This is a genomic window from Ochrobactrum sp. WV_118_8, from assembly GCF_039631535.1.
Lineage (GTDB): Bacteria > Pseudomonadota > Alphaproteobacteria > Rhizobiales > Rhizobiaceae > Brucella > Brucella anthropi.
This window is the reverse complement of record NZ_JBDIUZ010000002.1, coordinates 1,792,955-1,815,203: the sequence shown is the minus strand read 5'-3', so window position 1 is coordinate 1,815,203 and position 22,249 is coordinate 1,792,955. Positions and strand designations below refer to the sequence as shown.

Here is a 22,249-nt window from a genome sequence, read left to right as displayed (position 1 = left end):
AGACATAACGGATCAATTCGGCCTCCGGCGTTAGATTTTTTCCATTTCTTCGATTTGGGGCGGCAACGGATCGCCATGAGCATAAATCAGCTTAGGTTCTTCGAAATCTCCGGTATCTGCGTCGCCTGTATTGGCGAAGGCAATCACCATGGGGCTGCTCACTGCCATGCGCTTTGCGTGGGCCACGTCCTTCGCGACGAAGGGTGTGTCGGCAATCAATTTGCCCCTCGGCCCCTTGCTGTAGCTCTGCACGATAAAATTGGTTTGCATGCTCATACCCGTTACTCCCTGTACGCTTGTTATGTGCGACAGGATGACTCAGATATTAGAACAAAACAAGAACCTTCTTGATGAAACTTTAACGGCATTTTGCCGCCGCTAGATGTGGAGCGGCGAACAAAAAACTGTCGGCTATAGACAGCGATGCAACTAGCTGTATCCTAATAATGTGGGAATACCGATGCTTAGATTCGCAGCCACCTGACACAACGCGACTATAGCGCTTGTGGCTTTCTTGGCGACAGCACAACTCTTCCGCAGTTTACAGGGATTTTAGGGGTTACGGGGTATGCAAAATAACGATTCCAATATTACCATTCATCGCAACAATGATATTGCCGATCCGGCAAATGATAAGAAAGTAAACGAAATTCTGGAGCTAATCAAAGCAGAGAACGATGAAGTTACCTTTACCGCTGTTCAGTCGAATGGAATAGTCAAAAACGCGATACATGGCTTGTGGCGCGACAAATCAGTCGGAATAGTAATTCCAGACAGCGAGGCAGAAGCCAGAAATGTCTTGAATAATATTACCAAACTGTTCTTTCCATCAACACTTTCTGCTATCTACCACAAATCTACTAGATCGCTCGAATTCATTTGGTCCGCGTTTCTTCCCTCTCCTGCAGGAGCCGAAGTTATCGGGCGTCAGTTTGAATTCAGATTTGAGGGAAGATCTTACCAATGTCGATTTGCCCCTAGTAGCAACGAACTGCATATCCTTGCTGAAAATTTCATTGAACTAGGTGCCACCGAAACCGACTACCGGAATTTGCGTTCATTTCGTTCATATCTCCGGGGACAGAATGACGCAAAATTAGACCGAAAAGGTATCTTTGGTTCCCCCAGATGCTTCTGGATTGACAATATAGAATATGATGAGGATCTAATTGAGGCAACGTTGGACAGTCTAAACTTTTATTTACATTACTATGACAACAAATCACCGTCCATTTTGATACATAATGAAGCTAAAAAATCATATGAAACAAACTCCGTAAGGTACATCCATGGAAATTTCCCCACAAAAATTTCCGCACGTCCTTTAGATCGCAATCTAACCAATTTCTGGTCAGCAGCACAATCAAACGATTCCTCTCAGAGATTTCTTTATTCATATCGCATAATTGAGTATGCAGGAACGAACTACATTGAGACCGCACCAAAACAAGCAATCCGAAAGGTTTTGCTATCACCTCATATTTCCGATAATATCGACCAAGCTTGCGCTGATATTATCACAGCGATGAGCAAATCGAAAATCGATGATTACAATAAATTCGAAGCAATAATGAAACTGTCGGTTTCTCCGGATGTACTGTGGCGATACATTGAGAAAAATTTAGATGCATTTGCCAAGAAGCTTGAGTTCGACGGAGGGCATACCGTACCACCCCTGGTCAGCGGGCCTGAAAGTTACAAGGATTTCTGCAACAACGGTCTGTCGATTTTCGCATCTACCATCCGAAAGATCAGAAACGCACTGTCACACGGAAAAGATGAGAAACAACAACAGGTTATCTTACCTACACATAAGAATGCACATAACCTTGCAGCGTGGGCTGAATTGACCCGCCTTGCTGCTGGTGAGGTGATTCTGTTCGAGTCGTGTTGAGGAATCGTTGACTAATCAAACTGTATAACTATTATATTGACTATATCACTCGTGATTGTCGTAGAAGGGGCTTGCTATGTCTAACGGCGGTTAATGAGACAACCCCGCTTCGGCGGGGTTTTTGCTTATGCAAGCGAGTAAAACCAAAGCACCGGCGCGACGATCAGGAAAGCAGCTACACTCCAAGTTACTCGCCATCCAACGCTCTTCGTTCCCAGAAATGCGTAACCGCCCGATTGTTACCGTGGTGAATATGTCTTGAGGCGGGCGACGATCTCTTCGTCATCGACAAAGCATTCGAGGAATTCTTGCCATTTTTCGACTGATTTACGGGCGTCAGCCAGCATCTGTCTTAGCTCATCAATGCCGTCGTCCGTCAGGGCGCTTGTAGACTGGTCGTCTCCGGTCACGACACTGATGATATTGCCATAGGTCAAGTTGTCATCATTGTAGATGATCGCCTGAAGAAGATCGACATCCTCTTCGAGCATTTCGGCGACATAGTCGAGCGTGTAAACAAATCTGACCGTGGTCATCAGGCTGCCTTTGCATGTTCAGCTGCGAGGGGCTTCCAATTCCACGGGAGCAACTCATCGAGCCGATTGATCTTGTGGTCGTGAATGCGGTCGAGCACATCGGCCAGATAAGCTTGCGGGTTGATGCCGTTCATCTTCGCTGTTTCAATGATCGTCATGGCGCGTGCCAAGGTTTCCGCGCCGGTGTCAGCGCCTGCGAACAACCAATTCCGGCGTCCTACTCCTATCGGTCTGAGGGCTCGTTCCGCAGCGTTGTTGTCCATGGCCACGCGTCCGTCCTCCAGGAACAGGCAGAGTGACGGCCATCTGCTCAGCCCATAGCGCAAAGCTTTCGCAAGTTCGCTTTTTCCCGGAATGCGAAGCAACTGCTTTTCTGCCCATGCGTGCAGTTCATCGATCTTTGGCTTGCTGTGCTTTTGACGCGTGGCGAGCCGTACATCGGCGGGCCGGCCTACAATATCCCGTTCGATATCATACAGCGCACCGATCCGATCGAGAGCCTCGCGCGCAATCCCGGATTTGTTCGCGGTCCAGATGTCATGAAAGTCACGCCGCCAATGCGCCCAGCATGAAGCTTCCCAGAACCGACGCTTTCCGTCCGATCCCGGCTCATATAGCTTCGTATAGCCTTTGTAGCCATCGGCCTGAAGAATGCCACTCGCCTTTTCGAGATGGCGATGAACGTGCTCTTCCTTCCAGTCGGGCGCGAAGTAATAAACCGCACCTGGTGGCGCACTACCTGCCCATGGACGCTGATCGCGGACATATGTCCAGATCCTGCCCTTCTTCACACCTTTGCCCAATCCCTTGTCGCGCAATGAGCGATCCAGCACCCGGATCGGCGTATCGTCAGCATGGAGGAGATCGCTTTTCATGATCTCAATCTCAATGCGCTCGATCAGCGGACGGAGCACCTGCATGGCACGACCGCACCAATCCACCAGTGTGCTGTCAGGTATATCGGCCCCCATCCGCGCGAATATCTCGTTGAGGCGATAGAGCGGCAAGCGAGTCGCGCGAGGGGATTTCACCCTCACGCGCTCCCAGAACCGTACGTGAACCTCTCGGTTCATACGGCTCCCAGTATTCAACCATTTGCGTAAAGAAGAGACCAATGGGCGAACAACCCCGGCGTGGATTTCACAAGTCTGGCGAGCCAGAGTCGCGCTTGCCGGGGCCGCTGCTTAAAGCGTTTATGCTTCCGCATCACCCATCGGAGCAAATGAGCGTCAATCAGACGAAGTGTCGGATAAAGCGCCGATTTGTAGAAACACCTGAAGTAGCCGATCCAACCTTTAATCTGTCGATTAAACATACGGGCCAGATCGATCAGCCCCTTGTCGCTACGCCGCTGCAATCCCCAATTGCGTACCCGACGTCGAAACGCCTTGAGCGCTTTTGGGCTGGCCGCCGGAAGGTAGGATACGCCAAACAACCCTCCACGCCAGATCGCCAGCCGGGGCTGGAACCTGTAGCCGAGAAAGTCGAAAGCAACCGTCGGGAACGATCTTTTCCGGTTGGTATCCTTGCAGTAGACGATCTTTGTCTTCTGCGGATGAAGCGTCAGTCCACAGTCAGCGAGACGATCTTCGACCTGCTGCCATAGCCTGCGTGCTTCATCTTCCGTCCGACAATGGCAGATGATGTCATCCGCATAGCGCTCGAACGGCACTTGCGGATTCTCTCGATCCATCCATTTGTCGAAAGCGTAATGCAGAAACAGGTTAGCCAGCAGCGGCGAGATCACCCCACCCTGCGGCGTTCCGCGTTCCTGCGAGACAAGACTGCCATCCGCCATCATCACTGGTGCCTTTAGCCACCGTTCGATATAGAGCAGAACCCAGCGACAATCCGTATGATGGCGGACCGCCCTGAGCAAAAGTCCATGATCGATAGTGTCAAAGAACCCTTTGATGTCCATGTCCAACACCCAATCGTGACGCCAGCATCGCTGACGCGCCGTCCGGATGGCGTCAATGGCAGAGCGATCAGGCCGATACCCATAGGAATCCTTGTGGAATACTGGTTCCACAAGCGGCTCCAGATAAAGCCGGACGACCTCCTGCGCGATGCGGTCCGTGACAGTCGGAATACCCAACGGCCGTTGGGTCCCGTCTGCTTTGGGGATCATCACCCGGCGTACCGGCGATGGCATGTAGCTGCCCGAAGACATTCTGTTCCAAAGCTTGTAAAGGTTCGGACCAAGCCGTTCCCCAAAGCTTTCGAGCGTCTGCCCGTCTACACCAGCTGCTCCCTGATTGGCGTTCACATGCTGGAACGCCTCCCAGATCTCTCTCTTCTCAATTGTAAACGGTCTTGCCTCTGTCATCCAGCTCATCCTGTTACCAGTTGGCCAGTGGCAGCGGCTGAACACCACAGCCCCTTTGGTCCAGCACCATTACAGCGCCTTCAACCCTACTACGAGCTGTTCTGTCCCTGTGCCCCGCATCGGTACTCTGGCCCTTTCGGGGGCTGCCCGATCGGTCCTCTCCCTTGGCATCGGGACGACAGGTTCTCCTGTTCCGCAAAAGAGCCTGACCCAGATTCACGCCGCCTTCGAGCCGGATGCCGTGTGGGCCGGACTTCAGGGCACCGCCCATACTCATCCCGGGATGACCACCACCCCCGGTTCTGACATCAACCATACGCTTTCGGCAGTTCATCGACGGTTCGCTTTCGCTCGTCTCTCTGGATCTTACCTGACGGGATCATGTCCCGCCGTTTCCACAACGCTCACCACCATCGCTCTTTACGACAGCAGCTTGTGGTGGTTTGGGATCGGCTCCTGATCGCCGAACCCGAGGGGCCCACCCTCATCTCTCTTGCAGTTACGTACCTCCTTTCCATGTTGGTACTCAGGACACACGATGATCATCGAATTTGGAGACCAGAATATAGGCCAGAAGCCCGGCACCAGCCATACTGCCCGGTATCGGGCGGCTGGGAGCAGGAACCTGCACCATCTTCTCACAGCAACGGCATGACTTCTTTGGCCTGGCGATCTCGATGACCTTCATCGTCGCTGCGATCATGTCGAGGATTTCGCTGACATCCTCTCCAACAAAACGCAACTCGCCTCCGCACGCAGGACAGCAATGACCGGGATCCAGTTCACGACGTTCGCGAACAGCATTTTCCGACACACGTGGACGCCGACGTGATGACTTGGGCTTTAAAGTCTCCTCCGGACCGCAAGCCGTATCGTTTTCAAGCTCTTCGACGGGCCCGGCCTCATGCTCGGCGCTGGCAATCAACAGATCCTCCAGCGCCAGTTCCAGTTGCGCAATTTCCCGCTCGATTTTTTCAGAAGACTTGCCGAAGACCTGTTTCTTCAATCGCGCAATGCGTAGCCTCAGACCCTGGATCAGGTGATCGTGTGCTTTCAACGCCGCCGACATCTTCGCATTCTCCGCCTGCAAGGCGGTGATCATTGCCTTCAGAAAGGCTGGATCATCAGGAAGAATTGAGCTCGCATTCGACATGATCCTGACTAGCATAAGTCAGGACAGAACGCCATAAAAACAAGTAGTTTCAGTAAGATAAAATCAACCGACGCGGGCGGGCGGAGCACCCCAGTCCGGACGTCTCCAATCTATTCCTTCCCATAGCATCGCCAGCTGCGCTGCTGTCAGTCGAGCCGTCCCATCGGCCGCTGAAGGCCAGGGGAAACGCCCTTTCTGCAGGATTTTATAGTAAAGGCAAAATCCCTGGCCATCAAAATACAACAGCTTCACCCGATCACCACGCCGCCCGCGAAAGGCGAAGACAGCTCCACCTGTCGGCTTCTGGCGCAAGACATCCTGCGCCAACATCGAAAGGCCCTCAATACCTTTCCTCATATCTGTCACGCCGCAGGCAAGGTAAACCCGAACGCCAGTGCCCGGTCCAATCATGCCTGTTCCACCGTCCGGATGAGCCGTGCCAGCACCGTATCCTCCAGCGTGCTCGTGAAACGAAGGCTGCGACCGCAGCGCAAGTGCAATTCAATCATTGAGGACGAAGCATCAGCGTCATCGCTAACCCCAGAAGGGATCTGCTCACTACCCATATCAACAGGAAGAAATACGGCTTCCCGCGAAGAGAGCAGAAGACCCTTCTTCTTCAGTTCCCGTCGCCATGTGTAAATCTGCTGACGGGTCACATCGTACCGCTGAGCCACATCCGTGACCGTCGCACCGCCGATCCCAATCGACATGACGATATCCAGTTTCTTCTGATCGCCCCAGCGACGACGCCGTTCCGCGCCAAGAACCTCAACTCGCATCCAATCCTCGCATAAGACACGTCGCTAACGACGTCGTTAAACACGTGTCTTATGCCACGAGGCCTTGGTTCAAAAGGCGGCAGCAATCGGGACGTTACAGAAATGCCGTCATGACTATAGCTGCCGCGACCATTACGGTAATCGGCCAATAGATCGACATGATGACGAGAACGGCAACCCACCAAGGAAAAGATATCATATCGCGCTTGTAGCTGGTGACATTAAAGCGGGCAAGTTGGCACACCCGTTACGGTTGGATGTGCTGTTCCCCGCGAAAGCAGCTTAACAGACAACCCCGCTTCGGTGGGGTTTTGCTTGCGCAAAAGAAAACTCCCCACCCGGCAAAATGGGGAGTTATCAGTGAAAAATCACTTAGGCTTTATCGACAACGGACTTTACGGCGTCTTTTGCTTTACCTTTGGCTTCCTGAGCCTTGCCCTTCAGCTTCTGGGCCGCACCTTCTGCTTCAACCTTTCGGTTGCCTGTAAGCCTGCCAGCTTCTTCCTTGATAGCTCCGCCAGCCTGATTGGCTTTTCCCTTAATTTTGTCCGTGGTGCTGCTCATCTCATCATCCTTTGATTGATATGAATTTCTTCGCCAAGCGAAAACGGAGAGAGCGCAAAAACGTTCCGATGAAATCGATGTTAGACAATTATCATTGTAGAAGCGCCACGCGTTGCGGTTCTTCCCACCTATTTTGACTCGACTTGCCCATGTAAATCGGCTTCGATGTTCGGTGGGGACACGTTCAAGGGGGAGATCATGGCGGGACATATTTTCGGTGGGCCGGACACCGAAACCAAGCTTCAGTGCCTCAATGAGTATCTAACCGCATTTTCCACTGCGCTTCGCAAACAGCAATTCGCCCGCATTTATATTGATGCTTTTGCTGGCTCCGGTGAACGCACTCAAGTGCGCCCGGCGTTGCCGCTACTTGGTTCAGAGTTCAGCGAGCCTGAAGAAGTTACGACACCTGGATCGGCGCGCCTCGCACTGGACGTTGATCCGCCACTGAACACATTGGTACTTATTGAACGCGATCCGCATCGTTACAACGCTCTCATCCAGTTGCAGGCCGAATATCCGGAAAGGCGCGTAATACTTAAAAATGGTGATGCGAATGAACTAGTGCAGCGTTTGTGCAAAAGGACCCCGTGGCGAGGGCCAAATACGGTTGGACGTGGCATTAGAGGCGTTATATTTCTTGATCCGTATGGAATGGAAGTAGATTGGCAGACGGTTTCTGAAATCGGGAAAACTGAGGCGTTGGATTGCTGGTACTTCTTTCCCCTTTCAGGCCTTTACAGAAATGCACCTAAGCAAGCTCCAAAATTGAGCGCAGATAAACGACGAGCGCTCAATAGACTCTTTGGTACAGAAGAATGGTACAATCGCTGGTACAACCATGAAACAGTAACAACCGATTTGTTCGGCGATCCAATTGCAACGGCCAGGACTGCTGATGTCGACGCCATTGAAGCCTATGTGGCAGAAAGATTGTCAGATGCCTTCAGGGGTGCAGTACTGAAGCCGATCCGCTTGCATCACAAAAACGGCGCGCCTCTCGCCTCTCTTTTCTTCGCAATTTCAAATACGAGTCCGCCCGCTGTCAAACTGGCTTCAGATATCGCGTCTCACATACTCAAGCGCGGGAGCTCATCCCAAGTGCGTTCACGATAAACGCGGCCGGTGGCTTTTTTGTTTTTGCCACCCCACTGCTTGAAAAAGAATGCAGCGTCAGCATCCGTGCACTGATCAAAAATCTCATCAATCCAGCGCGGATCCATTGGTCGGGCATTCGGTCCGCTTTCGCCGCCGACGATTGCCCAATGTATGTCTCTAAGTTCTCCGCCTGCAACCGAACCAATTAGCGGCTCGTATGAAACAAACCGAACCGCAGCAGGAACTTCGCGAAGCTCATCAAGTCGGTGTAGCACACGGCTATCTTCCACACTGGTCCCCAGCCATACATTGGGAAGGACTTTAAACCCGTCCTTCTGGAGAATTTCCGCCATGCGGTCAGGACGTTTTGTAAGTATCTGATAAGTGTGACGACGGGTGCGCGCCATGACATCCCAGACTTTCCTCACAAATTCTTCCGGCACATCGGTGTGAAACAGGTCGGACATCGAGTTGACGAACACGCGCCGAGGTTTTGACCAAGTCTCAGGGATTTGTAAGGCGTTCTCATCTAGAACGATTTTACCTGTCCATTTTGCACGCCCACCTGATTTGCGTGTCGTGCCGACGTACTTTTCAACGCCCATGGCTTCTAATCGAGCCGCCATGCGCATCGCGTAGCAATTAGTGCATCCAGCGGTAAGAATCGTGCATCCGGCAGCCGGGTTCCATGTTGCATCTGTCCATTCAATCGACGTGTCAGCCATCACCCGCTCCTAGCATCCCTTTATGGTTAACCGATGGCGGTTGATGAACAGTAAAAATGGCCATCTGGGATACCGCTGATTCTAGCACATCACGGGCTGGCGTCAAAACTAATTGCACGTAATTGCGTGTATTCTATTGCAATGCACGCAGAAGCGTGTATATTCGATCTCAATAAACGAGATCGGAGCGCAACATGCACCCCTCAATCCAGACAACCTACAACGACCTTGCGCAGGCTCTTACGGGCCTGAAATCAAGCGCACCAAAGCCAGTACGTGAAACCACCCGCCAAAAACGCGTCATGCAGCTTGCATGGTCCATGTACCGCGCAAAACAGGCGGCAGAACTCAAGGACATTGAACTGTACCGCGCCGAGGCTACGCCGGAACAGTTTGAGCGTTGGTTCAAGCGCAACACATCATTCAACGCCAAGCAGTTCGGCTACGCGCTTCAGGACGCCCATCACGCTATTCGCATGGAAGAACTTGGCCCGGTTTTCATCACGACCAAGCAGAGCTTGCTTATCGGCTCTGACAGCCGGTGGGGGTAAGCCATGACCAGTCACGCCGATCACCTCAGCGCTGAACAGGTTGATTTGTATCTGACCGCAATCAGCACAGACAAGCCTATCGAAGATCGTATTGAAGCCGCTGGCGATCTTCTCGCCCGTCCTCTCCCATATGACGCCCGTCGTGAAATTCGGTCGATTTACCTCGACCTGACCGACACACGCGACCTTGTTCAAGAAGGAATTGCAGCATGACGCATACCTATGAATTCTGGACCGCCGCGCTTGCAGACCCGAAAGAAGTGGGCAAGGGCCTGCCAGTCCACGAAGGCGATGCACAGCCCGGTTTTTACCGCAAGCGCAACGGCAAGGATGGACCTTGGCTTCCGGTCGCCATCTGGGAACAGGACGGCCAGCTTGTTGCAAAGATTGGCGACAAAATGGGCGATCCGGTTGACCTATGGTCGTGGGTTTGCCGTTTCCCGGTTTCCGAGGCTGCATATCGTAAGGCCGTTGACGGCAACGGTTGGGATGATGACGCGCCGGTTGCTCCAATCGGTCACAATCTGCCGGATGATCCCCACGAAGCGCTTAAGCTAGAATTTCAGGCCGAGAAGGAGTTGGCCGATACATTCCTGAAAACGCCTATCACCACTCAGGAACAGGCCGACAAGGCGGCGGTGTGGTCAAAGAAGCTCGCCGGTATCGCCAAGAAGGCAACCGATCTGCACAAGGTCGAGAAACAGCCTAGCCTTGATGCTGGTCGTGCCGTTGATGACAAATGGCGCGACCTCAAGGAAGAACCCGCCGACTTATCCAAGAAGCTCAAGCGCCATATGGACGCATTTCTGATTGAGCAGCAGCGCCTTGAAAACGAGCGCCGCCGTAAGGAGCAGGAAGAAGCAGACCGGTTGCGCCGAGAGGCTGAGGAACGCGCCCGTGCAGCAGAGCAAGGCAACGACGAAACTGCATTGGCCGAGGCGGAACAGCTAAAGGCAGAAGCTTCCGAGCGTGAGAAAGCCGCGCAGGCTACGAATGCTCACGCCGGTCGCACTGGGGCAAAGGTGAGCCTTCGCACGTTCGTCTCTGCCCGGATCGTTGATTACGACAAGGCCTTGGTTGCCCTGAAAGATCACCCCGAAATGAAAGCTCTTGTCGAGCAGCTTGCCAACCGTGTGGTTCGCGCCGGTGTCGAAGTTGCTGGCGTTGAGCGCTTTGAAGAAAAGAGGGCCGCATAATGAACGCTGTAGCTCATCACGAAAGCAATCGCCTCCCATCTTTGCCAGCAGGCGGCAGGGTTAGCGCAATAGTCCCGCAGGATTTTGACGGCGCATGGCGGATTGCGTCAGCAGTTTGCAAGGCGGGCATGGCCCCAAAGGGACTGGAAACGCCAGAAAAAGCCATGGTTGCAATCATGCACGGTATGGAAGTCGGTTTAACGCCGATGGCCGCTTTACAGTCGATTGCCGTCATCAACAGTCGTGCCACCCTCTGGGGTGACGGTGCACTTGGTGTCGTGCAAGCGTCTGGCAAGATGGAGAGTTTCAAAGAATGGTTTGAAGGCGAAGGCGATAACCGCAAAGCGCTCTGCCTTGTGAAGCGCAAGGGCGACCCTGAAGCAAAACTTGGCGAATTCTCCGTTGCACATGCCCGCAAGGCTTCCCTCTGGGGTAAATCTGGCCCTTGGTCGCAATATGCCGACCGCATGCTTAAGATGCGTGCCCGCGCCTTCGCGTTGCGTGATGGGTTCTCTGATGTTCTTCGCGGCTTGGGCATTGCTGAAGAAGTGCAAGACATTCCGGCACAACAGGAAGCTGTCAACGTCACGCCACCGTCACCACCAAGCCCACCTTCTCCGCCTTCGCCTTCTATCTCGGCGCCGGCTCAGGAAGTCATTGAAGAAGCTGAAATCATCAATGGTGGCGAAGCCTTCGACATTGATGCGTTTCTGTCCGAGGTCGATGAAGCCATGGCGACCGGAAAGACCGAGGAACAGATTATAGAAATCTGGGATGACTTCGACGTTGAGGCAACCTTGACCGAGAATGAAGAAGCGCTTCAGCGCGCCTTTGACCTTCGCAAGCATCAGATCGCCCGCGTTCTTCGCGCAATGCTCAACTCTCACCCTGTCAACGCGGGGTGAGCCATGAGCAAGCGAGAAAAGCCAGTCTACGGTTTCGTCCGCAAGGGGAATTCTCTTGTTCCGGCAATGGAATTCGACATGGCCGCGCTTGATGGCGTTGCTCAAGGCGAATTGGTCAACATCGAAATCAAGCAATTCAGAAACACTTCAAGGCTTCGTGCGTATTTCGCCATCCTCCGCGAAGTCATCAATGCTTGCGACCTACCTTACACCAAGGAAAAGTTGCACGAAATTCTCAAGCTTCAGAATGGCGTCATTGATCCTGTCACGCTTCCAAGCGGCCTCACCATCGCTATTCCGGGTTCCATTTCTTTCGACAAAATGAGCGAGGCCGAATTCCAGTCTTTCTTCAAGAAGGCTGAGAAATGGCTTGCCGAAACCTACGGCTATGTCCGTGAGGAGGTTGCGTGATGATCCCCTCTTTCATTGCAAAATTCTTCAACTGGCTTTTCCCCGAACCGGAGCGCCGCGACCTTCAGGCCGAGATTAACGCCAAGATCGCAGAAATCGAAACGGCCAAGCGCCAGCATCGCCCGCGAAGCCACCTTTACGACGAACTCAACGGCCTGATGGCCGAGCAACTGGCCGAAGAACTCGGCTATGCGAGGCACTGATATGGCCCGGAAAGAGTTCACCCGGAAAATCCGCACCGCCGCCATCGCGCGCGCATCCGGTCACTGTGAGAAATGCAAGGCCGCTCTCAAAAAGGGAGAGGCCGAAGTAGACCACATCTTGCCTGATGTTCTCGGCGGCGAGCCCGTATTGGCCAATGCTCAGGTTCTTTGCAAAGTCTGCCATATCGAAAAAACGGCAGATGATATTCGCCGCACACGTCAGGCCGACCGCCAGCGGGACAAGAACAACGGCGCGATCAAACCATCTTCAAAGCTTTCCGCCAAGGACAAGCAGCCGAAGCGCCTCACAAAACAACTCCCTCCCCGTAAGCGCGACATATTCGGTCGCCCTGTTAGCGAAGGTGCGCGAGCATGACCACAGTACCGGAAGAAGCCGTGAAGGCGGCAGCAACAGCCTTGGCGAACTACATCGGCCACGGAATGACTGAAAAATGCGTCGATAAAGCTACGGTTGCCCTCACTGCCGCATTGCCTCACCTTCCGCAAGGGGTGGGTGTGAAGGAACTGGAGTGGCGGCAAGAGGAGAATGGCGACTTCATCGCGGAGAGTATCGTTGGCTGGTATCATATCGGTTTGCCTCACAGGATGTGGAACCTCACCAAACCAATCGGTGAAGTATTTAGCTTCTGGACGCTGGATGAGGCCAGAGCCTCCGCACAGGCTGACTATGACGCCCGCATCCTCTCCGCGCTTGAGCCATCCGCAGCGCGTGAGCTGGCATTGGAGGAACGACTTCAGGCTATAGAACAACAGCTTGTCGTCAATCTTGGATATTTCCACGATGAAAAGCGTATCCTGCTCGAAACGCTTCAATCACATATCATTTCACACATCTCCGCCATCCGCGCCCTTGGAACGTCCCGCGAACAGCTAAATAAAGCTGTCTCTAATGTACCGGATCAGCAGAAGAACGAACCGGGAGCGCATGGCGAATGGGAAACGGTGTTGGATGAAGTCATTGCGCTTTGCAGGGACTACGGCGAAGACAGCCAGCCCGACAGCGAATACCGTTTGGCCTGCAATGACATTATCGAGGCCATTCAAGAACGCCGCTCCCTATCCTCCCCGGACCATGCCGACGCCGGTAAGGTCGAGGGGGATGGGTGCAACAGTCGCGAGCTAATGCGCCAAGAAGTCGTTCTGATGATTGAACGCTTCTATTCCGACTACACTTGGCATCATCAGTTGATCGCCAACGTTATGGCTCTCCCATCTGCACCTTCTCAGGAGGCATCGGAATGAGTTTCTGGGAAAACAACGGCCCATCTGATGAATGGTACACGCCAGCTTATGTGTTCGGAAGGCTCGGTTGTCGGTTCGATCTGGACGTTGCGCATCCTGCATCGCAGAAAACCCACGTTCCTGCTGATCAGCTGATCGCAAGCAACTCTCTAGATCTTCCTTGGCATGGTTTTATCTGGATGAACCCGCCATTCGGTGGCCGTAATGGCTTGAAACCGTGGCTCGATAAGTTCTTCAAACATGGCAACGGCATTGCGCTCACTCCAGATCGGACGAGTGCGCCTTGGTGGCAGGAGGCCGCAAAGAAGGCCGATGCCCTGTTATTCATTGCTGGAAAGGTCAAATTCATCCGGCCAGATGGCAGTGTTGGTAAATCACCGTCCACAGGCACAACCCTTTTTGCATCAGGCTCTACCGGCGTAACTGCGCTTGAACGAGCATTTGCGGATGGTCTTGGCCTGCTTTCCTACCCATCAGAAGGCGACCGTCATGGCGAGTGAAGACCTTTTGAAGAAAGCAGTCGCTGCATTCAACGCCCTGTCGCCAGAGCAGCAGCACGAAATGATGGAAGAACAGCGCCAATCTTTTGCCGAGAACAATGTTGCACTTTCACGCATTTCGACCGCGCCTGCGGAGCGGCCTAATGACTTTTCAAAGTTTGTAGAACGTCAGATTGAAGAATATCTTTTGGAGACATGGCTTTATCGCCATCATGACAGGGAAACAGTCACCTATCGAAAAGTCATCGACTGGGTGAGTGTCGAAGTACTTCAATACAAACTGGCCTACCTCAAGGAAAAAGTCGAGCGGATCGAGTTCGCCTTGCGCGCAAAGGATGCTGGTCATGGCTGATGGCATATCCGGCCATTCTCAGCCTATCACGCGAGAGCGCATCGAGCGTGCGATGGACGCACTTGCCCAGTGGATGGTGAGACTTGGCGCGGATGGAGTGAAATGCCTCCCTATATATGAACGCCTTGAGCGGGAGCTGGAGGCGCTTTCATCCACAGAAAGCAAAATGGCGGAGATCTTCGCTCGCGCTAAACGATCGAAGCATCAAACGGCAGTGCAATCTTCTGCAGCTCAGTATGCCGCCACTCCAGAGAGCCGCCCTCCCCATAATTAGGCCTGTCGATGGTGTGCCCCATCAACGACCGGCGCAGTTCTGCATCCAGACCTGCTTCTTTCATCCGATCTTCGAACGCGTGTCGAAACGAATAGATCTTGTGCTTGTCGGTTGGGAACAGCCCGTTATTTTTGAAGAACTTATTCAGCGTGTTCGACATATGGGTTTCTTTGTGCCGGTAACGGGGAAATCCCCCATCGTGCTTTTTAAACACTTCAACAGCGATACCCACGAGCGGAATAATCCGCTTGGATGATTCCGTTTTGATCTCCCGCTTGCCTTCGCCATCTTCGATAGCTGTTACCTCTATGTAAGGCAGCTTTTCGTTTGCATGTATATGTTCAGGCAGGAGGTTGCAGATCTCGCTGGGGCGCGCGCCTGTCTCGATCATAGCGAGAACAACGCCTCTCGCTTCATCATTCAGGCCAGCCAAGGCACCTTTTTTGAGAATGCTATCCTTGATCCACGTGGCGCTGAAAGGCGGTCTGGATCTCTTCTTCTCGATAAAACCGAGATCTGCGAAAGGGTTTTCGCGGTTTTTGTCACCAATGTGAGTGAAGTAACGACCGTAGAGAATTTTGAGATCCGACAGGATTCGGTTGCCAGCCGTCGCTGTGTGTGTAGCTTCACCCTTGTCAGGGGCTATCCGCTTCAACCAGAAATTATAGACCTTGAGCGCGTCAGCGCGGGTAATCTCATCAATGTGCTTATCTTCATTCAACTCGACAAAATAATTCACCGCCGACTGCTTCTGCTGCACCCATTTGCGGCGCTGCGCCTCGCTCTTGTCGCGGAGCTGGTCAGCTGCAATTTGAGAGCGATAAATCTTGAACGCCTGATTGATCGTCACCTTGGGCGCATCGACGGTACCCAGAATGGCAGCGGCCTGCATAACCGGCGCGCTCGGCGCGAGGATGGTCTCAATGCGCTTGAGGATCTTATCCAGCGGCTCGGAAGCGATTTCCCTTGCCGTATGAAAGGTGAAGCCCAGAGCCTCCACGCGCTTAACTGCAGCGTCGTATTTCGCTCTGGCCTCGTCCTTGTCACCGCCCATAATTAGCGAGGCCCAAAGCTCGCCATCTGCCTTTTCGAGCAGATCACGCTTGGACCGCGCAACGACCAAATCTGTCGTTTGCAGTGACTGTTTAATGATGGGAGAGCGCGAATCGAGCGTCCCGATGGTTCCCGGTACGCGACGGCGGTAATAGTAAATGCCCCTGATTTTGGTCAGATGACGGTCTGCACTGCTATCGTCAATCCTGCGCCCCATAGGCAGCTCCACATATGCAATCCGGCGATTTGTGCACCCATAAGTGCGCCCGTTTGTGTCCGCATATGTAGCCAAATTTTCCGCAAGCGACAATAGCAATACAGCGCGATTGTCATTTCTCGCTGTAAATTCAATGTCTTATAGTGATGGCCTGAAAGTGAAATTGGTACGGTCGGTTGGAGTTGAACCAACGACCTCAGGAGCCACAATCCTGCGCTCTAACCAACTGAGCTACGACCGCGTACCTTTGTGTCGGCTGCGTGACGCTCTGGCGTCGCCGACAGGGGGTCACATACGGAGAATCGATCCATATTGCAAGTGATTATAGCTCTCTTTTTTGAGAAATTCCCAATTGCGGGATTCAATATCAAATCCTGCTGTTAACGGTCACCGGCTGGTAACCATTATAGGTGACCGGCTGTGCACAACCCGGATATTGGCCCGAGCCTGTAAAATTGCCTTTCCCGTATTAACTAATGAAACAGAAAATGCAGCCCATACCAAATGGCAATGTGGACCCGCGCCCATAAGAGGCTTATTAACAGGGTGTTAACGAGCACTGCGGGCGGTCGAAAGAACAGGTAAGGACAGGTATGTCAGGATCATACCCCTTCATCGATATTGCCGCGCTGGATTCTATCCGCGAGGGCTTTGCAAAGGGCGATGCGCAGCTCGTGCTGACGCACGACCTGTCGGCAGTGCTTTGGGTCAACGGCCCCGGCGCGAAGCTTTTCGGCTTCGATCGCGTGGAAGACATGATCGGCGGCGGACTTGATTTGCCCATCGCCACACGCCGGCAGATCGCCTCTTCGAACAGCAATGCGGAGGGTGAAACCCGAACCGTTTCCGTTCGCCTCGGCGGCGGACTGCGTTCCGACCTTACCCGGTTCAGCGTGTCGCATATTACGCTTCCCGACGGCGTATCCGGGCTGCTGCTGACTGCCGATGGCAAGGACGCAGAAGCTGAAGACATCATTTCCGGCCTCAGCGACGACAGCACGCATATTGCGCTGATCGACGCGAACAGCCGGGTGATTGCCGCAAGCCCGCGTTTTGCTGCGCTCGACATTTCCTCCACGACGCTGGAAGACCTTGTCATCGAAGCTGCAGATGCGACCGACCGTATCGTCAAGCGCCGTATCCGCGCCGGAAAGCATTCCGTGCCGGGAGCGATTGCGCGGCTGACCGATACACCGCCCATGCATCTTCTTTGCATCATCGGTGATGCTCCCGTCGCGACATTGGAAGCACCCGCTGCTCTGCAGGGTGAAGCCGAAGAAATTCTGGAAGAGATACTTCCAGAGCCTGTGGAGAGCGCAAATACTGAAGATGCTTCCGCCGATCAGCAGAAGCCCCGCAGTTTTGTGTTCGAACAGGATGCTCCGCCCGCGCGCTTCATCTGGAAGGTGGGACCGGACGGCACATTCAGCGAAATATCGCCGGACCTCGCCGCCACGATTGGGCCGAATGCGGCTGATGTCGTCGGGCGTCGCTTTGCCGATGTGGCCAATGTCTTCGGCTTCGACCCTGATGGCAGTATTGCGGCGCTGCTGGACAAGCGTGACACATGGTCGGGAAAACGGTTGATGTGGCCGGTGGAAGGCACGGATTTGCGCGTGCCGGTCGAGCTTGCCGCCCTGCCCGTTTATTCGCGCGATCGGGAATTTACCGGTTTCCGCGGCTTTGGCCTGGTGCGTCCGGCTGAGGCCGAAAAGGACCCGGAAAAAATCGGACTGGTGCTTGCAGGCGGCATTCCGCAGGCGCGCAAGCCCGTCAGCGAACCGGTCGAAACGGCAACGCCTGTCGAAGACGACGATGTTCTGGCGCTAGGCGAAGAAATTGCCAATGACGACAGTCCTGTCGCAACGCTGCCCAAGCCGCCGCTGGATATCGCGCCAACACCGGGACGCCGGGAATCCGATAAGGTGATCAGCTTACTGAACGCTTGCGCAGAAGAGAAAGTGGCTGCGGACCAGGCACGGATGCTTAAAGAACGGGAGCGCGAAGAGCGTCCCGAAGGCGGGCTGACCAAGACCGAGCGCAACGCATTTCGCGAAATTGCTGATCGTCTGCGCAAGCAGGGTCTTGCCAATTCGCGCGCCGAAACCGAAACGGTCGCCATATCGGACAAGACCGTTATTGACAGCTCGCAGCCGGTCGAAAAGACCGAAGTGAAAGCGTCGCTCATCGACGAAGTTAGCGCCGACGAAGCATCACTTCCGTCATCCGGAATGGCCTATGGAGATGAAACGGCCCTGCTGGCCAATCTGCCTGTGCCGGTCATCATTCATTCGGGCGATAAGATCCATTACGTCAATCAGGCCTTGCTCGATCTCACCGGCTATGAATCGCTTGATGATATTCGCGGTGCGGGTGGCGTCGATGTGCTGTTCAACAGCGAAAGCGACGATGGCGAAACGCGACAAGGCATGGTGCTGCGCCGCGCCAATGGCAGCGAAGAACCTGTCGATGCGCATCTCAACGCCATTTCCTGGCGCGAAGGCCGCGCACTCATGCTGAGCCTGATGCCGGTGGCAGCTGCACCGGTATCCGTTGAAGCCGTTGCGGCCCCCGCTGAAGCGCCGGTTGCGATCGACAAGGACGACGAGAAGCAGGCACTTGCGGATCATGTCGAGGAACTGAAGACCATTCTCGACACGGCGACGGATGGCGTTGTCCTTATTGACCCTGAAGGCCGCATCCGCTCGATGAACCATTCGGCCTCGGCCCTCTTCGGCTATGAACGCGACGAGACGGAAGGCAAGTTCTTTTCGATGCTGTTCGCCATCGAAAGCCAGCGCGCCGCCATGGACTATCTGCACGGCCTTTCCGGCAACGGCGTTCTGAGTGTCCTCAATGATGGGCGCGAAGTGATCGGCCGCGAAGCCAAGGGCGGCTTCATTCCGCTGTTCATGACCATCGGCAAACTGCCGCACACGCGTGGGTTCTGCGCCGTTCTGCGTGACATCACGCAGTGGAAACGCACCGAGGAAGAACTGACCAATGCGCGCAAGGAAGCTGAACGCGCTTCAAGCCAGAAAACAGAGTTTCTGGCACGCATCAGCCACGAAATCCGCACGCCGCTCAATGCAATCATCGGTTTTTCCGAGCTGATGGCCGATGAAAAGTTCGGCTCCATCGGCAATGATCGCTATCGGGATTACCTGCGCGACATCAACCGTTCCGGCAATCACGTGCTGGCATTGGTCAATGATCTGCTCGACATTTCAAAGATCGAAGCTGGCGCTCTCGACATGCAGTTTGAAGCGGTCTCACTCAACGATGCCATTGCCGAAGCCATCGCACTGATGCAACCGCAGGCCAATCGCGAGCGCGTCATCATCCGTTCGAGCTTCCAATCCAACCTGCCCGACATTGTTGCCGATACGCGTTCAATCAAGCAGGTAGCCCTGAACCTTCTGTCCAACGCTGTGCGCTTCACGGCTCCGGGCGGTCAGGTGATCGTGTCGACAAGCTATGAAATGAACGGCGATGTCGTGATGCGGGTGCGCGATACCGGCATCGGCATGACCAAATCCGAGGTCGAGCAGGCACTGAAACCATTCCGGCAGGTCAACGCGCTGGAACGCCGCAAGGCCGAGACCGCGAAGGACTGGCGCAGTGAAGGCACCGGGCTGGGCCTGCCCCTGACAAAAGCCATGGTAGAAGCCAATCGGGCGCAATTTGCCATCGATTCCACTCCGGGACACGGAACGGTGGTCGAGATTGCCTTCCCACCGACACGCGTACTGGCTGACTGATCGGCACCTTGAAAGACTAAAGAACCTCCCCTTGCGGGAGGTTTTTTCATGTCCTGATTCAACTCAAAAAAAAGCGCCGGACGAACCGGCGCTATCAGAATCTCAGAGACAAAGGACACAAAAGCAATTCGCAACGGAGCGCCGGAAACGGCAGCTCGATCATCACTCAGTGTTGCATTCCTTATCGCGTGAAGCCGGTTAACGACGCCTTAAGTTCTTCGTTCAGAATTTACGCATTAGTAGCGACTGTAAAATCAGGGTTAATTTCCGCGCAACAATTGATTAACCATAGGAAAGAAGCAGCGCTGGTGATTTGATTCCGTTCTCTGCAACCGTAGACGACTTATCATAAAACTAGCGTCTTTGCTTTGACCCATTGCTGGTTTACAGCTTGAAATATGTCGCGCAAAAGTGCTCAGCAGTTTTGCGATAACGATATGCAAAAAAACGAATACCAGAGGCGCGGCGCGAAGAAAAAACGTGGCGTGTTTCTATGAAACTTCACTGATTGGATGGTTGATGCGCTGGCCCCGATTTACGCGCCTCATAATTGCGCTCGTCATTCTCTGCGCCGCGGCTGCAGCAACCTTGCTGGCCGTGGTGCCTTTTATCGTCTCTACCGATGCCATCCGTATCCGCGTTGCACAGGAAATCAGCGCCTGGACCGGCTATAGCGTTGAACTGCGACAAGCCCCTCGCCTGAAGGTGTTCCCCGTTTTGCGCGCATCGTTGAACGGCGTGACGCTCAGCAAACTTACCGATCAGGGGCAGAAGCCACTCATGAGCGCTGATCGCATCGATGTGGAGCTTTCTCCGCTCGATGCCATCATGGGACATATCTCGTTTTCCGAAACGCAGATCGTCCGTCCGCATGTGAACCTCGACGGACCGATTTCGAATTTCTCACAGCTCCTCGACGCCATCGCCAATTCCAACGGACGCCTCGGCACCGCGATCCGTGCGCAGCGCGCCCTGCAAAAAGACGGTTCCGGAGATAATGCACAGGCAACGCAGCAGGCTTCACAACCGTTTGGCCGTGTCGTGGTTCGTGATGGGACGATTGCCTTCAACCGTCCGGATAGCGAGCCCGAAATCACCAGTGACGAACAGATAACCGATGTCAACGCAACGCTGGAATGGCCGCGCACATCGAGTGCCGCAACGCTGAAAGGCAGCGCCAAATGGCGCGAAGAGACCTCCCAGTTCAGCCTGACTGCCGCACAAGCGCTGCCGCTTCTGGCGGGCGGCACATCGGATGTGACCGCAAGCCTGACCGCCAATCCGCTAAGCCTCACATTTCAGGGCAAGGCGAATATTTCCAAGGATCGTTTTTTCGAAGGCGATCTGACTGCCAAGACCCCGTCACTCAGCGGCGCGGTGCGCTGGCTCAGCCTTCCGCCAATTGCGGGCAGCGCCGAAATCGGTGCATTCTCGCTGGAATCTACCATAACCGCGACACCGAAACGGCTGAAATTCGCCGATGTGGAAATGACCGCCAGCGACAGCCCGGCCAAGGGCGTGATCGAGATCGGTCTGGAACAGGAACAGCCTGCGGTAACCGGAACACTGGCTTTCGACAAGCTTGACCTTGGTCGTCTGTTTTCAGCCTTCATTCCACTGCCCGATAGCGGCGCGCGCTCGCCGAACGAGCGCAACAATCACGACCGCGACGTGGTCGATACGAGCTTCATTGATCGCGCAGAAGTCGACCTTCGCCTTTCCGCGCAGAGTGCCACGGCGGGCCCGGTGAACATGACGGGTGTAGCTGCTGCGGTTCAGATACGAGGCGGACGTGCCATCTTCGACATCGGCGACGCCAAAGCCTTCAACGGCATCATGCAAGCCAATGTGCAGATCGTGCGTGACCTGAAAAGTGCGAGCGGCGAATTGCGTTTCAACGCCTCGGATATCGACAGTTCGCAGTTCTTTACGGCACTTGGCTTCGATAAGCCTTTCGTAAGCGGCAAAGGCAATGTTTCCCTGTTCATGAGAGGTCCGGCCAATCGCTGGTCCGGCCTTTTGACCAACGCGCAGGGCAATGTTTCCATCCAGCTCAACAATGGTCAGATGCAGGGCTTTGCCGTGCAGGATTTTCTGACCAAGGCGCAGAGCCAGCGCTTCTTCGCTCTGGAACGGAAGGAAAACGTGGCGCTTGCCTTCAATCGTCTGGATGTGAAAGCCAATCTTTCCGATGGTGTGGCGACGCTGGAAAATGCGCGTCTCGACACTTCCGATGGCACGCTGACGCTGGCAGGCATTGTGCCTTTCGTGGATCGCAGTCTGGCGCTGAGTGGTGAAGTCGTTTTCCCGAACAGCCAGCCGCAGCAGCCAGAGGAAGGCAGCACAGACGGTCAGGATAGCCAGCCGCCAGCCGAAACTCCGCCCGCCAAGCCGCCGCTCAATTTCTTCGTCGGCGGCTCGTGGGATCGGCCATTTATTTCACCGTCATCCATGGGAACGGGGCAGTAAGCCCCGTTTTTCA

The 22,249-nt window shown here is 54.3% G+C and carries 22 protein-coding genes, 1 tRNA gene and 3 pseudogenes; 15 read left to right on the top strand and 11 right to left on the bottom strand.

All coding sequences use genetic code 11. From position 1 onward, the window contains the following. Window positions 1-30: 30 nt before the first annotated feature. Window positions 31-276 (bottom strand): hypothetical protein, encoded by a 246-nt coding sequence (locus tag ABDF71_RS22715; RefSeq protein WP_258124786.1) that lies wholly within the window; start codon window positions 274-276, stop codon window positions 31-33. Window positions 277-568: 292 nt separating this feature from the next. Between ABDF71_RS22715 and ABDF71_RS22710 the strand changes: the two genes are divergently transcribed. Then, window positions 569-1,894, top strand: a complete 1,326-nt coding sequence (locus ABDF71_RS22710; RefSeq protein ID WP_258124787.1) for a hypothetical protein — start codon at window positions 569-571, stop codon at window positions 1,892-1,894. Window positions 1,895-2,133: 239 nt separating this feature from the next. Here the strand turns inward: ABDF71_RS22710 and ABDF71_RS22705 are convergent, their stop codons facing one another. The 3 genes and pseudogenes from ABDF71_RS22705 to ltrA all read right to left on the bottom strand — a co-directional run bounded on the left by ABDF71_RS22705 (window position 2,134) and on the right by ltrA (window position 4,759). Continuing rightward, window positions 2,134-2,430, bottom strand: coding sequence for a hypothetical protein (locus tag ABDF71_RS22705; protein ID WP_012092492.1), 297 nt, complete (start codon window positions 2,428-2,430; stop codon window positions 2,134-2,136). Further along, window positions 2,430-3,437, bottom strand: a pseudogene (tnpC, locus tag ABDF71_RS22700) (IS66 family transposase); the annotation flags it as partial. The gene ABDF71_RS22705 and the pseudogene tnpC, both read right to left, overlap by 1 nt. A gap of 80 nt (window positions 3,438-3,517) precedes the next feature. Next, entirely contained in the window at window positions 3,518-4,759 is a 1,242-nt protein-coding gene (ltrA, locus tag ABDF71_RS22695) for a group II intron reverse transcriptase/maturase (RefSeq protein WP_500061811.1), read from the bottom strand. A gap of 109 nt (window positions 4,760-4,868) precedes the next feature. Between ltrA and ABDF71_RS22690 the strand changes: the two genes are divergently transcribed. Further along, complete coding sequence (locus tag ABDF71_RS22690) at window positions 4,869-5,219, top strand: hypothetical protein (protein WP_124916644.1); 351 nt, start codon at window positions 4,869-4,871, stop codon at window positions 5,217-5,219. Between the two features lie 78 nt (window positions 5,220-5,297). Here the strand turns inward: ABDF71_RS22690 and ABDF71_RS22685 are convergent. The 4 genes and pseudogenes from ABDF71_RS22685 to ABDF71_RS22670 all read right to left on the bottom strand — a co-directional run. Continuing rightward, a pseudogene (locus ABDF71_RS22685) lies at window positions 5,298-5,912 on the bottom strand (transposase domain-containing protein); the annotation flags it as partial. 63 nt (window positions 5,913-5,975) lie between these two features. Continuing rightward, entirely contained in the window at window positions 5,976-6,323 is a 348-nt protein-coding gene (tnpB, locus tag ABDF71_RS22680; protein ID WP_011982990.1) for an IS66 family insertion sequence element accessory protein TnpB, read from the bottom strand. Then, window positions 6,320-6,694: an IS66-like element accessory protein TnpA gene (gene tnpA / locus ABDF71_RS22675; protein ID WP_011982989.1), complete on the bottom strand. Its 375-nt coding sequence runs from the start codon at window positions 6,692-6,694 to the stop codon at window positions 6,320-6,322. The genes tnpB and tnpA overlap by 4 nt, the downstream gene beginning before the upstream one ends. Before the next feature lie 372 nt (window positions 6,695-7,066). Further along, on the bottom strand, window positions 7,067-7,258 hold the full coding sequence (locus ABDF71_RS22670) for a CsbD family protein (RefSeq protein ID WP_258124789.1): 192 nt from the start codon (window positions 7,256-7,258) through the stop codon (window positions 7,067-7,069). Window positions 7,259-7,456: 198 nt separating this feature from the next. Between ABDF71_RS22670 and ABDF71_RS22665 the strand changes: the two genes are divergently transcribed. Then, on the top strand, window positions 7,457-8,374 hold the full coding sequence (locus ABDF71_RS22665) for a three-Cys-motif partner protein TcmP (protein ID WP_258124790.1): 918 nt from the start codon (window positions 7,457-7,459) through the stop codon (window positions 8,372-8,374). On the opposite strand, the gene ABDF71_RS22660 is transcribed toward ABDF71_RS22665, so the two are convergent. Then, a complete protein-coding gene (locus tag ABDF71_RS22660; RefSeq protein ID WP_258124791.1) occupies window positions 8,329-9,081 on the bottom strand; it encodes a DUF5131 family protein in 753 nt (250 codons plus the stop codon). The two genes, ABDF71_RS22665 and ABDF71_RS22660, sit on opposite strands and share 46 nt — an antisense overlap. A 194-nt stretch (window positions 9,082-9,275) precedes the next feature. On the opposite strand from ABDF71_RS22660, the gene ABDF71_RS22655 reads away from it, so the two are divergent. From ABDF71_RS22655 to ABDF71_RS22610, 10 genes and pseudogenes are all read left to right on the top strand, one after another. Beyond that, window positions 9,276-9,632, top strand: a complete 357-nt coding sequence (locus ABDF71_RS22655) for a hypothetical protein (RefSeq protein ID WP_258124792.1) — start codon at window positions 9,276-9,278, stop codon at window positions 9,630-9,632. A 3-nt stretch (window positions 9,633-9,635) separates the two neighbouring features. Further along, window positions 9,636-9,845 carry a hypothetical protein gene (locus tag ABDF71_RS22650; RefSeq protein ID WP_151646729.1) on the top strand — a complete coding sequence of 70 codons (210 nt, stop codon included), beginning with the start codon at window positions 9,636-9,638 and terminating at the stop codon, window positions 9,843-9,845. Further along, window positions 9,842-10,828, top strand: a complete 987-nt coding sequence (locus ABDF71_RS22645; RefSeq protein WP_500061810.1) for a hypothetical protein — start codon at window positions 9,842-9,844, stop codon at window positions 10,826-10,828. Before ABDF71_RS22650 ends, ABDF71_RS22645 begins: the two co-directional genes overlap by 4 nt. Continuing rightward, on the top strand, window positions 10,828-11,733 hold the full coding sequence (locus tag ABDF71_RS22640; RefSeq protein ID WP_258124795.1) for a hypothetical protein: 906 nt from the start codon (window positions 10,828-10,830) through the stop codon (window positions 11,731-11,733). The genes ABDF71_RS22645 and ABDF71_RS22640 overlap by 1 nt, the downstream gene beginning before the upstream one ends. A gap of 3 nt (window positions 11,734-11,736) precedes the next feature. Then, window positions 11,737-12,144 carry a DUF1367 family protein gene (locus tag ABDF71_RS22635; RefSeq protein WP_258124796.1) on the top strand — a complete coding sequence of 136 codons (408 nt, stop codon included), beginning with the start codon at window positions 11,737-11,739 and terminating at the stop codon, window positions 12,142-12,144. Next, on the top strand, window positions 12,144-12,347 hold the full coding sequence (locus ABDF71_RS22630; RefSeq protein ID WP_022570408.1) for a hypothetical protein: 204 nt from the start codon (window positions 12,144-12,146) through the stop codon (window positions 12,345-12,347). Before ABDF71_RS22635 ends, ABDF71_RS22630 begins: the two co-directional genes overlap by 1 nt. Continuing rightward, window positions 12,334-12,534: pseudogene (locus tag ABDF71_RS22625) on the top strand (HNH endonuclease); the annotation flags it as partial. The gene ABDF71_RS22630 and the pseudogene ABDF71_RS22625, both read left to right, overlap by 14 nt. Before the next feature lie 209 nt (window positions 12,535-12,743). Next, window positions 12,744-13,610: a hypothetical protein gene (locus ABDF71_RS22620; protein WP_500061809.1), complete on the top strand. Its 867-nt coding sequence runs from the start codon at window positions 12,744-12,746 to the stop codon at window positions 13,608-13,610. Next, entirely contained in the window at window positions 13,607-14,110 is a 504-nt protein-coding gene (locus tag ABDF71_RS22615; RefSeq protein WP_258124799.1) for a DNA N-6-adenine-methyltransferase, read from the top strand. Before ABDF71_RS22620 ends, ABDF71_RS22615 begins: the two co-directional genes overlap by 4 nt. After that, complete coding sequence (locus ABDF71_RS22610; protein WP_258124801.1) at window positions 14,100-14,462, top strand: hypothetical protein; 363 nt, start codon at window positions 14,100-14,102, stop codon at window positions 14,460-14,462. The genes ABDF71_RS22615 and ABDF71_RS22610 overlap by 11 nt, the downstream gene beginning before the upstream one ends. A 188-nt stretch (window positions 14,463-14,650) precedes the next feature. On the opposite strand, the gene ABDF71_RS22605 is transcribed toward ABDF71_RS22610, so the two are convergent. Both ABDF71_RS22605 and ABDF71_RS22600 read right to left on the bottom strand, forming a co-directional pair. Further along, window positions 14,651-16,006: a tyrosine-type recombinase/integrase gene (locus ABDF71_RS22605; RefSeq protein ID WP_258124802.1), complete on the bottom strand. Its 1,356-nt coding sequence runs from the start codon at window positions 16,004-16,006 to the stop codon at window positions 14,651-14,653. 164 nt (window positions 16,007-16,170) lie between these two features. Further along, window positions 16,171-16,247, bottom strand: a tRNA-His gene (locus tag ABDF71_RS22600). Window positions 16,248-16,599: 352 nt separating this feature from the next. Here ABDF71_RS22600 and pdhS point away from each other — a divergent pair. After that, the gene (gene pdhS, locus ABDF71_RS22595; RefSeq protein ID WP_151663228.1) at window positions 16,600-19,767 is read left to right on the top strand and encodes a cell-division control histidine kinase PdhS; all 3,168 of its coding nucleotides are present in this window, start codon (window positions 16,600-16,602) and stop codon (window positions 19,765-19,767) included. 519 nt (window positions 19,768-20,286) lie between these two features. Continuing rightward, window positions 20,287-22,236: an AsmA family protein gene (locus ABDF71_RS22590; RefSeq protein ID WP_258124803.1), complete on the top strand. Its 1,950-nt coding sequence runs from the start codon at window positions 20,287-20,289 to the stop codon at window positions 22,234-22,236. Window positions 22,237-22,249 lie beyond the last annotated feature (13 nt).

Excerpts from the sequence above, each read along its gene's own strand:
- ABDF71_RS22715 (WP_258124786.1), bottom strand. The coding sequence starts at position 276 with ATGAGCATGCAAACCAATTTTATCGTGCAGAGCTACAGCAAGGGGCCG.
- ABDF71_RS22710 (WP_258124787.1), top strand. The coding sequence starts at position 569 with ATGCAAAATAACGATTCCAATATTACCATTCATCGCAACAATGATATT.
- ABDF71_RS22705 (WP_012092492.1), bottom strand. The coding sequence starts at position 2,430 with ATGACCACGGTCAGATTTGTTTACACGCTCGACTATGTCGCCGAAATG.
- ltrA (WP_500061811.1), bottom strand. The coding sequence starts at position 4,759 with ATGACAGAGGCAAGACCGTTTACAATTGAGAAGAGAGAGATCTGGGAG.
- tnpB (WP_011982990.1), bottom strand. The coding sequence starts at position 6,323 with ATGATTGGACCGGGCACTGGCGTTCGGGTTTACCTTGCCTGCGGCGTG.
- tnpA (WP_011982989.1), bottom strand. The coding sequence starts at position 6,694 with ATGCGAGTTGAGGTTCTTGGCGCGGAACGGCGTCGTCGCTGGGGCGAT.
- ABDF71_RS22670 (WP_258124789.1), bottom strand. The coding sequence starts at position 7,258 with ATGAGCAGCACCACGGACAAAATTAAGGGAAAAGCCAATCAGGCTGGC.
- ABDF71_RS22665 (WP_258124790.1), top strand. The coding sequence starts at position 7,457 with ATGGCGGGACATATTTTCGGTGGGCCGGACACCGAAACCAAGCTTCAG.
- ABDF71_RS22660 (WP_258124791.1), bottom strand. The coding sequence starts at position 9,081 with ATGGCTGACACGTCGATTGAATGGACAGATGCAACATGGAACCCGGCT.
- ABDF71_RS22655 (WP_258124792.1), top strand. The coding sequence starts at position 9,276 with ATGCACCCCTCAATCCAGACAACCTACAACGACCTTGCGCAGGCTCTT.
- ABDF71_RS22650 (WP_151646729.1), top strand. The coding sequence starts at position 9,636 with ATGACCAGTCACGCCGATCACCTCAGCGCTGAACAGGTTGATTTGTAT.
- ABDF71_RS22645 (WP_500061810.1), top strand. The coding sequence starts at position 9,842 with ATGACGCATACCTATGAATTCTGGACCGCCGCGCTTGCAGACCCGAAA.
- ABDF71_RS22640 (WP_258124795.1), top strand. The coding sequence starts at position 10,828 with ATGAACGCTGTAGCTCATCACGAAAGCAATCGCCTCCCATCTTTGCCA.
- ABDF71_RS22635 (WP_258124796.1), top strand. The coding sequence starts at position 11,737 with ATGAGCAAGCGAGAAAAGCCAGTCTACGGTTTCGTCCGCAAGGGGAAT.
- ABDF71_RS22630 (WP_022570408.1), top strand. The coding sequence starts at position 12,144 with ATGATCCCCTCTTTCATTGCAAAATTCTTCAACTGGCTTTTCCCCGAA.
- ABDF71_RS22615 (WP_258124799.1), top strand. The coding sequence starts at position 13,607 with ATGAGTTTCTGGGAAAACAACGGCCCATCTGATGAATGGTACACGCCA.
- ABDF71_RS22610 (WP_258124801.1), top strand. The coding sequence starts at position 14,100 with ATGGCGAGTGAAGACCTTTTGAAGAAAGCAGTCGCTGCATTCAACGCC.
- ABDF71_RS22605 (WP_258124802.1), bottom strand. The coding sequence starts at position 16,006 with ATGGGGCGCAGGATTGACGATAGCAGTGCAGACCGTCATCTGACCAAA.
- pdhS (WP_151663228.1), top strand. The coding sequence starts at position 16,600 with ATGTCAGGATCATACCCCTTCATCGATATTGCCGCGCTGGATTCTATC.
- ABDF71_RS22590 (WP_258124803.1), top strand. The coding sequence starts at position 20,287 with ATGCGCTGGCCCCGATTTACGCGCCTCATAATTGCGCTCGTCATTCTC.